This window comes from Streptomyces sp. NPDC058534, from assembly GCF_042717365.1.
Classification (GTDB): domain Bacteria; phylum Actinomycetota; class Actinomycetes; order Streptomycetales; family Streptomycetaceae; genus Streptomyces.
The window spans coordinates 32383-47389 of record NZ_JBHXNW010000012.1; the positions used below are offsets into that span (position 1 = coordinate 32383).

The window sequence follows — 15007 nt, forward strand, 5'->3', positions numbered from 1 at the left end:
CCCAGCCCAATTTTTTGGTCACCCCCCACTACACAAACCGGCCCCCCCCCGGCTACGCCCCCCCCCCGCCCCCCGCCCCGGGGGGGGGGGGGGGGCGACCCCCCCCCACCCGATACGACGGGACGCCCTCAGCTCTGCGGACGGCTACCGTGGTTGGCGCCGTTCTTGCGGCGGGCCTTCTTCTTGCGACGTCGCTTCGAGGACATCGAAACCTCCTTGCTACTCACTTTTGCACGCTGTGCACCGGATTGTCGGCTCCGGTGATCACAGGTCCCCTTTCCCCTACGCGCCACGGCAAACATCCGCAACGGGTGTATCGGAAGACACATGTCGGAAGACGCATGTGCGAGACCACCGAGGCGCCTGGTCACCGGGTCACCGGGTCACCGCCAGGCGGTACTCCTCGTCGGTGGCGAGGAGGTTGCGGTGCGTGTCCTCGGCCTTGATGACGCCCTCGTCGAGGACGAGGACGCGGTCGGCGGCGTCCAGGAGGGCGGGGCTGCTGGTGATCACCAGGGTGGTGCGGCCCCGGCGCAGCTTGGCGACGTTGCGGGCGATGAGCTGTTCGGTGACCGCGTCGACGGCCGTCGTCGGGTCGCGCAGGACGAGGACGTCGGTGTCGGCGGCGAGGGCGCGGGCCAGGGAGAGCCGCTGACGCTGGCCCCCGGAGAGGTTCGCGCCGCGGTCGCGGACGGCGTAGTCGAGGCCTTCGCGGTGCAGGGCGACGACGTCGGTCAGCATCGACGCCTCGACCGCCTCGGGGACCGTCCGGCCGGTGCCCGACGGGTCGATGTTCGTACGGAGGGTGCCCGCGAAGATCTCCCCGTCGTACGGGTTGACCAGCAGCTGCTCGCGTACCGCCTCGACCGGGAGGTCCGCCAGGTCGCGTCCGCCGAGCCGCACGCTCCCGTCGTACCCGTCGGGCGGGACGTTCAGCGCCAGGACCGAGGCCAGGTCGGCGGCGGCGCGCGGCTGGTAGGCGGCGATCGCGACGAACTCGCCGGCGCCCACCCGGAACCGCACCTTGCGCAGCGTCCCGTGCCGTACGCAGTCGACCTCCAGGTCCGCGCCCGTGGCCGGCCTGCCGGTGCCCGGTGTCGTCACCGGCGGGGCGGTCAGTACCAGCGCCATCCGCTCGGCGGAGGCCCGGGCGATCATCACGTACTTGGGCATCTCCGAGAACAGCCTGAGCGGCTCCATGATGAACTGCGCGAGCCCCACGGCCATGACGAGTTCGCCGATGTTGATGCGCCCGGCGAAGGCCAGCCAGCCCGCCGTCAGGGTCACCGCGGCGGCGAGCACCGCGTTGAGGCCCAGCGCGGTGCCCGCGTAGACGCCGTTCACCCGGGCGACGGTGATGGACTGGTGCTTCGCCTCCGTGCTGACCCTGCGGTACGACCGGAACGCGGCGTGGTTGCCGCCGAAGCCGTGCAGCGGACGGAGCCCGATGATCAGGTCGGCGACCTTGGCGCCCGCCCGGGCCACCCGGGCCTGCTGTTCGCGGGTGCTGGAACCGATCCGTCTGGACATGACGCTCAGGATCGACAGGATCGCGGCGGTCCCCACGATGACCAGCAGGCCGAGCCGGATGTCGGCCAGGCCGAGCGCGACCGCCGCGATCAGCACCGCGACCAGCGAGCTGATCAGCAGCGGCACCACCTCGATGATGTCGGCGGTCTGGTCGGCGTCCTCGGTGGCGATGGTCAGCACCTCGCCGGACTTGAGGTCGATGTCCTGGGCCACGGGCTGGAGTCCGCGGCCCGCGACCCGCACCCGCCAGCGGTGCGCCTCGGTCGTGTTGGCCTTCTGCAGGACGCGCATCCCGAACCGCCACGACAGCGACACGGTCGTGATGATCACGGCCAGCGCGCCGATGGAGACACCGAGCGAGCCAAGGCTCCGGTCCCGCATGGTGTGTTCGACGATCAGCCCGAGCGCGATGGGGAAGGCGGTCTCGGCGGCCTGGTAGAGACCCATGAGGACGGTGCCCCAGGCCATGGCGCCGACGTTGCGCCGCAGGGCGGTGCGGAGGATGTCGGACCCCTGGCGGGTCCGCTGCTTGTCAGGATTCTTCATCGAGGTGGCGGGCAATCGCTTCCGGGGTTCGCAGGGTGAACAGATCGCGGATCGTGATCACTGGACCGTACTCCCGGCGGAGCAGTCCGGTCAGCCGTACCGCCAGCATGGAGTGTCCGCCGAGGGCCACGAAGTCGCTGACCGCGCTCACCTCGTCGTCGTCCAGGTCCAGTGCCTCGGCGAAGAACTCGCACACGGTGGTCTCGGTCTCCGTCTCCGGGCCGCGCTCCCCCGCCGTGGTCAGCGCGCCCAGCGGCTTGGCCTCGGGCAGCGCCTTGGTGTCGGCCTTTCCGTTCACGGTCAGCGGGATGCTCTCGACCTGGGCGTAGTGCGTGGGGCGCAGGAAGTCCGGCAGCCCGGCGCCGACTTCGGCCGCGACCGCCGCCAGGCCGGCGCCGTCCAGCACGAGGTAGGCGGCCAGCCGGTGGGCGCCGTCGACCTGCGGGTCGGGCTGGGCGACCGCGGCGACGAACCGCACCGCCGAGTGCGCGGCGAACACCGCCTCGACCTCGCCGAGTTCGACCCGGTGGCCGCGGATCTTGACCTGCTGGTCGGTGCGGCCCAGGTACATCAGGTTGCCGTCGGGGCGGCGCACCACGAGGTCGCCGGTGCGGTACATGCGTGCGCCGGGGGCGCCGAACGGGCAGGCGACGAAGCGGTGCGCGGTCTGCGCCGGCTGCCCCAGATAGCCGCGCGCGATGCCGATGCCGGCCACGTACAGCTCGCCCGGGACGCCGTCGGGCAGCGGTCGCAGCCACGGGTCCAGGACGTACACGTCCGTGTTGTCGATGGCGACCCCGACGACCGGGTCCTGGCATTCGAAGGTGCCGACGCCGAGGGTGTTGATGGTGTACTCGGTGGGCCCGTACAGGTTGTAGCCCACGGTCCCCTCGGTCTCGTCGAGCCGCCGCCACAGGGCCGGGGTGACGGCCTCGCCGCCGAGGAGCACCAGCGCGGGCCGGCGGGCCGGGTCGTCGAGCAGTCCCTCGGCGACCAGCTGCTGCGCGTAGGTCGGGGTCACGTTGATGACGTCGATGCCGTGCCGGAGGCAGTACTCGACCAGTCGGGGTGCGTCGCGGCGCAGTTCCTCGTCGCAGATGTGCACCTCGTGGCCGTCGGCGAGCCACAGCAGTTCCTCCCACGACATGTCGAAGGCGAACGACACGGTGTGGGCGATCCGGAAGGTCCGGTGGCCGTGCTCGGCCAGTACCGGTTCGAAGATCCGGCGCTGGTGGTTGACGAGCATGTTGGTCAGTCCGGCGTACTCGGTCACCACGCCCTTGGGCTTCCCGGTCGATCCGGAGGTGTAGATCGTGTACGCGGGGTGCCGCAGCCGGTGCGGATCGTCCGGCGCGAACGTCGGAAACGGCTCGGCCTCGGGCAGCGGGCGGTCCAGCTCGATCAGGTCGCCGGTCAGCCGGGAGGAGACCGCGCTCACGGTGAGGGTGACGTCCGGGCGGGCGTCCGCCACGATCGCGGCGATCCGCTCGTCGGGATGGTCCAGCTCCAGCGGTACGTAGGCGGCGCCGACGCGCAGTACGGCGAACAGGGCCACGATGGAGTCGAGCGAGCGCGGGACCGCGATCGCCACGGTCGTCTCGGGTCCGATGCCGCGCCGGGCGAGCACGCCCGCCACCGCGCGGCTGCGGTCGCGGAGTTCCGCGAAGGTCATGGTGGAGCCGTCGGCGACGAGCGCCACCCGCTGCGGGTCGTGGTCTGCCGCCCGGTCGAACCGGTCGACGACGGTGTCGGTGCCGACGTCGGTCCGTTCGACGGGCCGGGGCTCGGGGCCCAGGCCGCGCAGCGCGCCCACCGGGCCCGTTGACCGGGCCAGGTCGTCCAGGACGCGCAGGTAGTCGTCGAGCAGGCCCCGGGCGTTCGCGGTGTCGTGGTCGCGGTACTCCAGTTTGACGGTGAGCCGGTCGCCGGGGGTGACGACCCAGGTGAACGGGTAGTGGGTGGAGTCGTCGGCGCGTACGGAGGTGATGCCGTGCCGGGCGTTCATCTCGGCGAAGGCGTCCATGTCCAGAAAGTTCTGGAGCACGAACAGGTTGTCGAAGAGGGTGTCGTGGCCGCCGGCCCGCTGGATCTCGCCGAGCCCGAGGTGTTCGTGCTCCATGGCCTCGACCCTGGCCGCCTGGACCGCGGTGAGGTAGTCGCGGAGCGTGTCGTGCGGCCGGGCCCGGGTCCACGCGGGCACGGTGTTGAGCAGCACGCCCACGATGTCGGCCAGTCCCTCGCCGTCGCGGCCGGAGACGGTCACGCCGAACACGGCGTCGGTGCGGCCGGTCCGGGCGGCGAGGAGCAGGCCGAACGCTCCGGTGAGGACGGAGTTCAGGGTGACCCCGTGTGTTCTGGCGGCTTCCCGCAGCAGTTCGGACTGTTCGGCGCCCAGTGTGTGGACGAGTGCGCGCGGCAGGTCGTCCGAGAGGGTCGGGGCCGGTCCGGCCAGCAGGGTCGGGCCGGGGAGCCCGGCCAGGTGGTCCGCCCAGAAGCGCTCGGAGACGGCGGGGTCCTTGGCGGCGAGCGCCCGCACGTGGTCCTCGAAGCCGGGCGTCGCCGGGACCGCGACGGGCGGCGCGCCGTCGAGGACGGCCTGGTAGGCGTCGAAGAGGTCCCGCAGCACGATCTCGCGCGACCAGCCGTCCCAGAGCAGCAGGTGGTAGCTGAGCAGCAGGCCGTCGCGGTCGTCGGGCAGGCGCACCACGGTCAGCCGGATCAGCGGTGGTTCACCCGGGTCGAACCCTGTGTCGCGGTCGGTCAGCCGCAGGGCTTCGACCTCCGCGTCCGTGGCCGCCTCGACGGTGCGGACGCCGACCCGCCGGCCGGCGGCGAGGACCTGGACGGGGTTGCCGTCGTCGTCCGTGGTGAAGCCCGCGCCGACGACCGGGTGCCGGGCGATCAGGAAGGCCATGGCGTCGGCCAACGCGTCGGTGTTCAGGCGCCGTTCGAAGGTGAAGTAGCTCTGGGCGACGTAGTGCCCGGCCGAGCCGGCCATCTGGGCCTGGAAGAACAGGCCCCGCTGGAGGGGGGTGACCGGCGCCGTGCGCTCGGCGGTCCCGGCGGCCTCGGCGATGTGCTGGAGGGCCGCGAGCCAGTGCCCGGTGATCGCTTCGGGGACGCCCGCGGCGAGGGTGAAGTCCGCGTGCAGGGCGCCGGTTTCCGCGTCGGTCCACGCGTTCACCTCGACGGCGTACGGGCTGCGACCGTCCTCGCCGGTCAGGCGCGGCGCCTGGGATTCACCGCCACGGCCCAGGTAGTTGAAGAGCACCTGGGGGTGGGTGTCGAGCAGCGGGGCGGTCTGCGGGTTGAGGTACCTGAGCCGGCCGTAGGCGGCGTGCGCGTCCTCGTCCGGCTGCCGTTCGGTGATCTCGTGGGCGGCGGCGACGGGGTCGGTGTGCGGGGTGAGCCGTACCGGGGCGATGGCGGTGAACCAGCCGACGGTGCGGGTGTAGTCGTGGTGGGCGAGGGCCGGGACGCGGCCGTGCCGCTCCAGGTCGATCGCGAGGTCGGTGGGCGACGCCTGGACGTGGGTGAGTGCGGTGCGCAGCGCGCCGCACAGCAGCTCGGTGAGACCGAGGCGGAGTGCGGCGGGCGCGGTGCGCGTCAGGCGTTCGCTCACGTCGGGCGGGAGAACGGCCGTGGTCTCGCGCAGCCCTTCGGCCGGGGGCAGGGGCGTGGGGGCCGCGAGTGTGGTGAGCCAGTGGTCCAGGTCGTCGACGTCGGTGGCGGTCCGGTGCGTCAGTGCTTCGGCGTACTCGGCGTAGGAGGTGGTCGGCGGCGACAGGGGCGTCCCGCGCAGCGCGTCGGCCAGGTCGTCCAGCAGGATCAGCCAGGACACCGCGTCGACGGCGAGGTGGTGCACGACGACGACGAGGGTGCGGCTCGTCTCCAGCCAGGAGAACGCGACGACCTCGCCGGACTCGGGGTCGAGCCGGCCGGCGGCCCGGTCGGCGGCGGCGCTCGCGTCGGTCCCGTCCGCCGGGACGACCGTCACCTCGCGGTCGGGCTCCGTGCCCAGGGACCACACGCCGTGCCGGACGCGCAGGCGCAGCCGGAGCGCCGGGTGCGCGCTCACGACGGTCTGGGCGGCGCGGCGCACGTCGGCGAGTCCGGCTTCCTCGGGGGCGGTGAGCGTCCTGGCCTGGGCGAACCGAGCGAGCGGGCCGCCCAGTTGGCGTCGGCGCAGGATGATCGGCGTGGGGGGCAGCGGGCCGTCCTCGCGGCGGGTGGGTGCGGGGGTCTCGGTGCGCGGGGCGCCGGTGGTGCCGAGGTGGTCGGCCAGGGCGCGCGGTGTCCTCAGCAGGAACACGTCGCGCGGTGTGATCGGCAGGCCGAGCGCCCTGGCGCGGTTGATCACGGTGATGGCGACGATGCTGTCGCCGCCGGCGGTGAAGAAGTCGCTGTCGGCGTCCACGGCCGCGCCGGGCAGCGCCTCGGTGAAGATGCCGACGAGTGGGGCGAGGGCGTCGGTACCCGGCAAGTCTGCGGGGTCCGCGGGCATGAGAGTGCTGGTCGTGCCCTCCACCACAGCCGCGTCCCGGTACGCCGCCGCGGCGCGCGCGGTCAGGGCTCCGCGGTCCAGTTTGCCGTTGACCGTCAGCGGGAGCGCGTCCACGGGCAGTACCCGGCCCGGCACCATGTGCGCGGGCAGCTTCGCCGACAGGAGGGCGGTGAGGTCGTCGGGCACCCGGCCCACGACGTGTGCCACCAGGTGGTCGCCGGTGTCCGCCACCGTGACGGCCGCGTCCACCACCCCGTCGAGGTCCCGGAGCGCGGACTCCACCTCGCCGGGCTCGATGCGGAACCCCTTGAGCTGCACCTGGTCGTCGGCGCGGCCCGCGAACTCCAGCTCGCCGTCGAGGGTGCGGCGGGCGAGGTCGCCCGTGTGGTACATGCGGGAGCCGTCACCGGCGAACGGGTTGGCCACGAACCGGCCGGCGGTGAGCCCCGGCCGGCCCAGATAGCCCAGCGACACCTGGTCGCCGGCGACGTAGATGGCGCCCACCCGTCCGGGCGGCACCGGCCGGAGCCGGTCGTCCAGCAGGTGGGTGACCAGGCCGGGGATCGGGCCGCCGATGGGGCTCACGTCATCGCCGGGGCCGAAGTCCCCGTCGGTCAGGACCCGGTGGGTGACGTGGACGGTGGTCTCGGTGATGCCGTACATGTTGACCAGCTCGGGCGAGGCGGTGCCGTGCCGCTCGACCCAGCCGCGCAGCCGTCCGAGGTCCAGCGGCTCGCCGCCGAAGATGATCCGGCGCAGTGCGGGGAGCGGGCCGCCGGCGTGCCGGTCGGCCTCGGCGAATTGGTGGAACGCCGACGGCGTCTGGTTGAGCACGGTCACCCCGCGCTCGCGGACCAGCCGGTGGAAGTCGACCGGGGACCGGGTCAGCGCGTAGTCGGGTACCAGCAGTTCGGCGCCGTGGGTCAGCGCGCCCCACAGTTCCCAGACCGCGAAGTCGAAGGAGAAGGAGTGGAACTGGACCCACACGTCGTGCGGGCCGAACTCCATGTCGGGCCGCGTGTGGGCGAGCAGGGTCACCACGGCGGCGTGCGGGACGACGACGCCCTTGGGCCGGCCCGTCGAGCCGGACGTGTAGATGACGTAGGCGGGGTCGCGCCCGTCGGCCTCGGGACCCGGATCGGTGGCGGCCGGCGTCGTTTCCTCCCCCTGCACGAGCACTCGGGCCGGAACGCCCGCGCGGTCCAGCAGCCGGGTGAAGCGGTCGCGCTGATCGGGGGCCACGAGGACGACCTGCGGCGCGGCGTCGGCCAGGACGTACTCCAGTCGCTCGTCCGGGTAGGCCGGGTCCAGCGGCACGTAGGCTCCGCCCGCGCCGACCACCGCGACCAGCGCGACGACCTGCTCGACTGAGCGCGGGACGGCGACGGCGACGCGCCCGCCCGGTCCCACGCCGGCCGCGCGCAGGACGGCGGCGAGGTCGTCCTTGGCGTGCGCCAGTTCGCCGTAGGTCAGGGACCGGGTGGTGCCGTCGAGGGCGCACTGGGTGACGGCGGTGGCGGCGGGGTCGCGGCGTGCGGCGGCGTCGAAGAGCCCGCCCAGGGTGGCCGGCGGGACCGGTTCGAGGCGCGGGGACTCGTCCGTGGCGAGGTGGCCGACCGGGGTGTCCGGGCGGGTGAGCAGGCCGGTGAGGGTGCGGGTGAAGGTGTGCAGGATGCGTCGGGCCCGGGGTTCGCGCAGCAGCTCACCGTCGTGGATGAGGTTGAAGCGCGGGCGGCCGTCGGGGGTGCGTTCCACCACCAGCGTCAGGGGGTAGTGCGGGGCGCCCTCGTTCACGATGTCGGTGATGACCAGCGTGTCGCCGGGTCTCCGCAGGTCTGCGGTGTCGGTCGCGACGTCGAACACCAAGAGGGTGTCGAAGAGGGGGCCGGTGCCGGTCCGCCGGGTGATCCCGGCGAGCGGGACGTGCTGGTGCGGCAGGACCGCGCTCTGGTGTGCCCTGACCGCGGCGAGCAGGTCGTGTGCGGTCGTGGTGGCGGTCCACCGGGCGCGCAGGGGGATGGTGTTGATGAAGAGGCCGACCATGTCCTCGATGCCGGGCACGTCGGAGTCGCGCCCGGAGACCGTCGAGCCGAACACGACGTCGTCGCGGCCCAGGATGCCGCCCAGGGTCAGCGCCCAGGCGCCGTGCACGGCGACGCTGAGCGGCACGCCGGCCGCGCGGGCGGCGGCCTCGATGTCGGTCTCCGGCACCACGGCGGTGTCCGCGAACCGGCCGGAGGGGGTGTGTCCCTCGGCGACCAGCGAGGGGCCGGGCAGTCCAGCGAGCTGCTCGCGCCAGACCCGGTCGCTCTCCTCGTCGTCGCGTGCGGCGAGGCGGCGCACGTGGTCGGGGAAGCCGCCGAGCGGGTGGACGGTGCCCGGCGCGTGGTACTCGGCGAGGAGGGTGCGCAGCATGGGCGGCACGGACCAGCCGTCGGCGATGATGTGGTGCACCGTCTGTACCAGGACGTGCCGACGGTCTCCCGTGCGGACGAGGGTGTACCGCATCAGCGGTCCGGTGGCCAGGTCGAACCCGGCACGGCGGTCCCGCTCGGCGTACTCGCGGATCTGGTCGTCGGTGATACCGGGACGGTCCAGCACGGTGAAGGGCGCCTGGACGCCGCTCTCCAGGACGGAGACCACCCGGCCGTCGTCCAGGGCCACGAACCGCGCGGTCAGGTTCGGGTAGAGGGTGAGCAGGCGGGTGGCCGCCGCGGCGAGCCGGTCGGTGTCGACCTCGCCGTCCAGGGTCAGCAGTTGCTGTTCGACGTAGCTGCCGGTCGCGTCGTCGTCGTAGACCGAGTGGAAGTACAAACCCTCCTGCAAGGGGGTCAGCGGGAGGATGTCCCGCAGCGCGGGGCCGTCCAGGGCGTCGACGTCGGCCTGGGTGAGGGCCAGTGGTCGGAAGTCGCTGGGTGTGTGGCCGCCCCGGTCGAGTGCGGCCAGTCCGTTCAGGGCGGCCAGGTAGTAGCCGCCGAGTGTAGTGATGTCCTCGTCGGTGAACATCCCGTCGGGCCAGGAGACGGTGGTGACGAGCTGGTACTCGCCGCCCGTGCCGGGTTCGGTGACGGCGTTGAACTCCAGGGCGCGCGGCAGGCGCATGCGTGGGTCGCGCTTCTCGCCCAACTGTTCTGTGTTGCACGCGAGTTGCCAGTCGCCAGAGCTCCCGGCTTCGAAGCGGCCGAGGTAGTTGAAGAGCACCTGGGGGGCCGGTGCGTCGAAGGAGACTCCGGCCAGGTGGCGGAGGGTGCCGTAGGAGACGCCGTTGTCGGGTACGCGCGCGAGGTCTTCCTTCACCGCCTTGAGCGCGGTGGCCAGGTAGCCGGGTGCGGTGAGGTCGGGGGCGGTGCCGGGGTCCACGGTGACCGGGAAGAGGGTGGTGAACCAGCCGACGGTCCGGGAGAGTTCGGGCTCGAAGCCGGCGGACGGGGCGACGAAGCGGCCCTCGCGGCCGTGGCCCTCCAGCTCGATGTGCGCGAAGGTCTGGTCCTGGCCGAGGTCGCGGCGCCACCGGGCGAGGGCGACGGCGAGTGCGGTCAGCAGGACGTCGTTGACGCCCGCGTGGAATCTGGCGGGTGTCTCGCCGAGGACCGCGGCCGTCGCCTCGGCGCCGAGCGGGACGGTCCGTACCCTCTCCCTCGCCACGGTGTCGGTCGCGGCCAGGGCGCGGCGGCCCACGGGTTCGTCCGGGCCCGGCAGCGGGCGCCGGAAGGGGGCGCTGTCGGCGTCGAAGGCGGCGCGCTCCAGCAGCTGGGTCCAGCGCCTGAACGACGTCCCCTCGGGGGGCAGTTCGACGGGTGCGCCCGAGGAGATGTGCCGCCAGGCCGTGGCCAGGTCCTCCATGAGCACCCGCCAGGACACACCGTCGATCACGACGTGGTGGACGACCACGACCAACTGCCGTGCCGCGCGCCGCCAGACGGCGCTCAGCATGACGCCGACCTCGGGGTGCAGTGCCTCGGTGGCGAGGGTGACGCACGCGTCGAGGGGCCGGTCGCTGTCCTGCCAGACGGCCGCGGCCGAGGCCGCGTCGGGGATGTCGAAGCTCCAGCGGTCACCGCGCACCAGCCGGGCGTGGAGCATGGGGTGTCGGCCGGTCACGGCGGTGAGGATCGCGTCGAGGGCGTCCGCGCCGAGGTCGGCCGGGGTGTTCAGCACGACCGACTGTACGAAGCCGTCGATGGCGTCGGTGGTCTCGCCGAGCCACTGCACGACGGGGGATCCCACGACGGTGCCGGTCGGGACGTCGCGGTGGTCCACGGCCGTGGTGTCCTCGCGGCTCGCCACGGCGGCCAGCGCGCCCACGGTGCTGTGGGTGAAGATCTGCCGGGCCGTGACATAGAGCCCCGCCTCACGCAGCGCGCCGAGCAGTGAGATCGCCAGGATACTGTCCCCGCCGAGCTGGAAGAAGTCCTGGTCGACGCCGACCTCGACCTCTCGCAGGGGGCCCGGCCCCGCGGCGCACACGGGGGGATCGTTCCCGGTGGTGGGCGGTACGAAGGCGGGAGCGGCGGTCGCGGGCTCCGGCAGCGCGTGCCGGTCGATCTTGCCGTTGGCGGTGAGCGGGAACTCGGTCGTCACGACGACGTGGGTGGGCACCATGTACTCCACCATGTGCGCGCCGGCCCACGCCTTGACGTCGTCGGCGCGCAGGTCCTCGTGGCCGGCGGCGGGGATGACGTAGCCCACGAGGTAGGTGCCGCCCGCGGCGTTCTTCTTCGCGACGACGCAGGTGTGGCGCACCCCGGGGTGTTCCGCGAGGCCGATCTCGACGTCCTCGATCTCCAGGCGCATGCCGCGGATCTTGACCTGGTTGTCGGCGCGGCCGAGGAAGTCCAGCGAGCCGTCGGGGGCGAAGCGCGCGAGGTCTCCGGTCCGGTAGAGCCTGGACCCGTCGGCCGCGAAGGGGTTGGCCACGAACCGGGAGGCGGTCAGGCCGGGCGCGCCCACGTATCCGCGCCCCAGGAGGAAGCCGCCGACGTACAGTTCGCCGCCGACGCCGACCGGGACCGGGCGCAGTTCGTCGTCCAGGACGTACAGCTGGGTGTTGGGGTTGGCCTTTCCGATGGACGTCGACAGGCGTTCCGCCGCGCCCCGGTAGACGACGTGGGAGACGCCGATGGTCGTCTCCGCCGGGCCGTAGCCGTGGTAGAGGGGGATGTCGAGCCGGGTGCGGAAGCGTTCGTACAGTTCGGGTGTCAGCACCTCGCCCCCGCACCACACGTGCCGCAGGCTGTCGAGTCGCCCGGAGTCGCCCGCCATCTCCAGCAGGACGTCCAGCATGGACGACACGAGGTAGGTGAAGGTGACGCGCTGTTCGGCGATGACGCCGAGCAGGTGGTGGGGGTCGCGTTCGCCGCCCGGGCGCAGGACCACGAGCCGGCCACCGCGGACCAGGGGCAGGAAGATCTCGTTGACGGAGATGTCGAAGGACAGCGGCGCCTTGAACAGCGACACGTCGTCGGGGCCGAAGCCCAGAATGTCCTGGGCCTGCCACAGCAGCCGTTCGCTGATCGCCTCGTGGCGGATCATGGCGCCCTTGGGCCGTCCGGTCGACCCGGAGGTGAAGATGACGTAGGCGAGGGCGTCGCCCCGGACGGCGGTCTCCGGCGCCTCGGCGGGATGGGTCCCATACCTCCAGTCGCCGAGGTCGACGGCCAGGGCCTCCGGTTCGTCCGGGGCGTGTTCGCCGGTGGCGTTGAGCTGCACGACGACCCCGGCGTCCTCGATGACGACGGCCCGGCGCTCGGCCGGCCAGTGCGGATCGAGCGGTACGAACGCGCAGCCCGCCCGGAGCACGCCGAGCAGTCCGACGACCATGTCGGCGGAGCGCTCCAGGGAGATGCCGACGGCGGCTTCCGCGGTCAGCCCGCGTTCGGTCAGCCGGTGGGCCAGCTGGGCCGACATCGCGGCCGTCTGACGGTAGGTCAGTGAGCCATGCTCGTCGACCACGGCGACCGCGTCCGGTCTGGTGCGCGCCTGCATGAGGAACATCTCCACGAGCGTGGGACGCGCCCGGTCGACGTCGGTGTCGTTCCACGCGGCCAGGCTCGCCAGCCGGGCCGCCGGACCGGAGGGGCCGATGGTGCCGAGGGGCCGGTCCGGGAAGTCGGCCAGGTCGTCGAGCGCGAGCTGCGCGTCGTCCGGCACGACGCCGTCCGGGAGGGTGATGGTCCGGCCGTCCGCCCCGACCACCCAACCGCCGGGCGTCGCCCCTCCGTTGGCGACCCAGCCGAGCACGTCGCCGAAGAGGGTGCCCGCGGTGAGGTCGAGTCCGGCGGGGCTCCGGCCCGCCGCCCAGTACGACAGCCCGATGGCGCACGCCGCGGCGACGGTCCGGTCGGAGAAGTCCCCGGTGCGCCTGCGGATGTCGGTCAGGTGCCTGGGAGAAAGCAGTACGAGACGAGCGGTCGGTTCCATCATCGAAGACTCAACGCCCTTCCAAGGAATGAAGGCAGGCTAGCCTAACTAAGGCTTGCCTAACCACCCTTGTCTAACTACCCTCTCGCCACGCCTGCCACAGCCGGGCGTACCGGCCGCCCAGCGCCACCAACTCCTCGTGCGTCCCCTCTTCCACCACCCGCCCGGCGTCCAGGACGGCGATACGGTCCGCCGCCATCGCCTGGGTGAGCCGGTGCGCCACGAACAGCGTGGTCCGGCCGGCGCACGCGGCGAGCACGGCACGTTCCAGTTCGGCGGCGCCCTCGCTGCCCGCCTCCGCCGTGGACTCGTCCAGTACCACCACGGGTGAGCGGCTCAACACCAGCCGGGCGAGGGCGACCTGGGCGACCGTGGTCACGTCGAGCCGCTCGCCGCCCTCGCCCACCAGGGTGTCCAGTCCGTCGGGCAGGGCGTCGACCCACGTGTGGGCGCCCACCGTCCGCAGGGCGTCGGTGAGTTCGGCGTCGGTGGCCTCTGGTGCGGCCAGCCGCAGGTCGTCGGCGAGCGGACCGGAGAACACGTGTGTCTCCTGGGTGAGGATGGTCACCAGCGACCGCGCTCCGGCCTCGTCCAGTCCGGCCAGGTCGGTCGGCCCGACGCGCACCGACCCCGCCTGCGGTGTCCCGATGCCCGCGATCAGCGCGGCCAGCGTCGTCTTGCCGGCGCCCGTGGCGCCGACCAGGGCGAGCGAACCACCGGCGGGGATCGTCAGGTCGACGTCCTTGAGGACCGGCTCCTCGGCACCCGGGTAGGTGAACGTCAGCCCCTCCACCCGCACCGGGTAGGCCCCGGCCGCCGCGGGCCCGACGGAGGCGTCGCCCACCAGGCGGTCCTCCGCGTCCTCGCCCAGCACGCCGACCAGGCGGGTCAGGCTCGCGCCCGACTTCTGCGCCTCGTCGAAGGTGAACATGATGGCGCCCAGCGGCGTGAACAGCCGGTGGAAGAGCAGCGGGGCCGCCGACACCTCGCCGAGCGTGGCGGCGTCGGCCTCCAGCAGGGCGTACCCCACCACGAGGATGAGGGTCAGGCCGATGAACTCGGCGCGGTTCTCCCGGCCGACGAACCGTCCGAAGAACCGGAACACCTCGATACCGAGGTCGCGCACCCGCCAGGACTCACGGCCGACCTGCTCGCGGAAGCTGTCTTCCAGCCGGTACGCCCGTACCGTGTCGATCCCGTTGAGACCGCTGATCAGGGCCTGGGCGCGGTCGGCCTGGGCCACCCGCTGCCGCTGGTAGAGCGGGGCGGAGCGCGGGAGGTACCAGCGCAGGGCCAGCGCGTACGCGGGCAGCGCGCCGGCGCCCGCGAGACCGAGCCGCCAGTCCAGGCCGAACATGCCGGCCGTGGCGATGACGACCAGCACCCCCGCCGAGAAGACCGTGGGGACGGCCGTACGGATGCCCTTGGAGAGGACGGCCACGTCGTCGCCGACGCGGGACAGCACGTCGCCGCGGCCGACCTGCTCGACACGGGTGCTGGGCATCCCCAGCACCGCGCGGACGGCGCCCTCCCGCAGCCGCGCGAGCAGGTCGGCGCCGAGCCGCCCGATCAGGTACGTCGACACCGCGGTGGGGGGGGGGGGGGGGGGCGGGCCGGGGCCCCCCCCCCCCCCCCCCCCCGCCGGCCCCCCCCCCCCCCCCCGCCCGCGCCCCCCCCCCGCCGGCGCGCGGGGGCGCGCGCCCCCCCGCCCAATCAGGACCCACCCCCCCGGGGGGGCGCCCGCCCCCCGCCGCGCGGCCGCCACCATCACGGCGCCGATCGTGACCAGGACCGACCGCGACTCGCCGCCGACGACCGCGTCGACGACCTGGCCGAGCAGGAGCACGGGGAGTACCTGGAGCGCCGCTCCGGCCACCGTGGTGAGTGCCGTGGCGAGGGTCAGCCACGGCACCTCACGGCAGTGCGCCCCGACCCAGCGGGTGGCTTCGCGTCCGGTCGCCGTACGCAGGACGGCCGGGGCGACCCGGGTGTCTGTGCTGGTCACAC

At 73.3% G+C, this 15007-nt stretch carries 3 protein-coding genes and 2 pseudogenes; all 5 read right to left on the bottom strand.

Features of this window, described 5'->3' with window-relative positions; genetic code table 11:
* Positions 1-128: 128 nt before the first annotated feature.
* The gene (locus tag ACFWR9_RS09760; RefSeq protein ID WP_370443954.1) at positions 129-206 is read right to left on the bottom strand and encodes a 50S ribosomal protein bL37; all 78 of its coding nucleotides are present in this window, start codon (positions 204-206) and stop codon (positions 129-131) included.
* Positions 207-375: 169 nt separating this feature from the next.
* Positions 376-2076: an ABC transporter ATP-binding protein gene (locus tag ACFWR9_RS09765; protein ID WP_383838234.1), complete on the bottom strand. Its 1701-nt coding sequence runs from the start codon at positions 2074-2076 to the stop codon at positions 376-378.
* Positions 2063-13003: an amino acid adenylation domain-containing protein gene (locus tag ACFWR9_RS09770; RefSeq protein WP_383838237.1), complete on the bottom strand. Its 10941-nt coding sequence runs from the start codon at positions 13001-13003 to the stop codon at positions 2063-2065. Before ACFWR9_RS09770 ends, ACFWR9_RS09765 begins: the two co-directional genes overlap by 14 nt.
* Before the next feature lie 70 nt (positions 13004-13073).
* Positions 13074-14591, bottom strand: a pseudogene (locus ACFWR9_RS09775) (ABC transporter ATP-binding protein); the annotation flags it as partial.
* Positions 14592-14735: 144 nt separating this feature from the next.
* Positions 14736-15005, bottom strand: a pseudogene (locus tag ACFWR9_RS09780) (ABC transporter ATP-binding protein); the annotation flags it as partial.
* Between the last annotated feature and the right edge of the window lie 2 nt (positions 15006-15007).

Coding starts and splice junctions, on each gene's coding strand:
- ACFWR9_RS09760 (WP_370443954.1), bottom strand. CDS start 206: ATGTCCTCGAAGCGACGTCGCAAGAAGAAGGCCCGCCGCAAGAACGGC.
- ACFWR9_RS09765 (WP_383838234.1), bottom strand. CDS start 2,076: ATGAAGAATCCTGACAAGCAGCGGACCCGCCAGGGGTCCGACATCCTC.
- ACFWR9_RS09770 (WP_383838237.1), bottom strand. CDS start 13,003: ATGATGGAACCGACCGCTCGTCTCGTACTGCTTTCTCCCAGGCACCTG.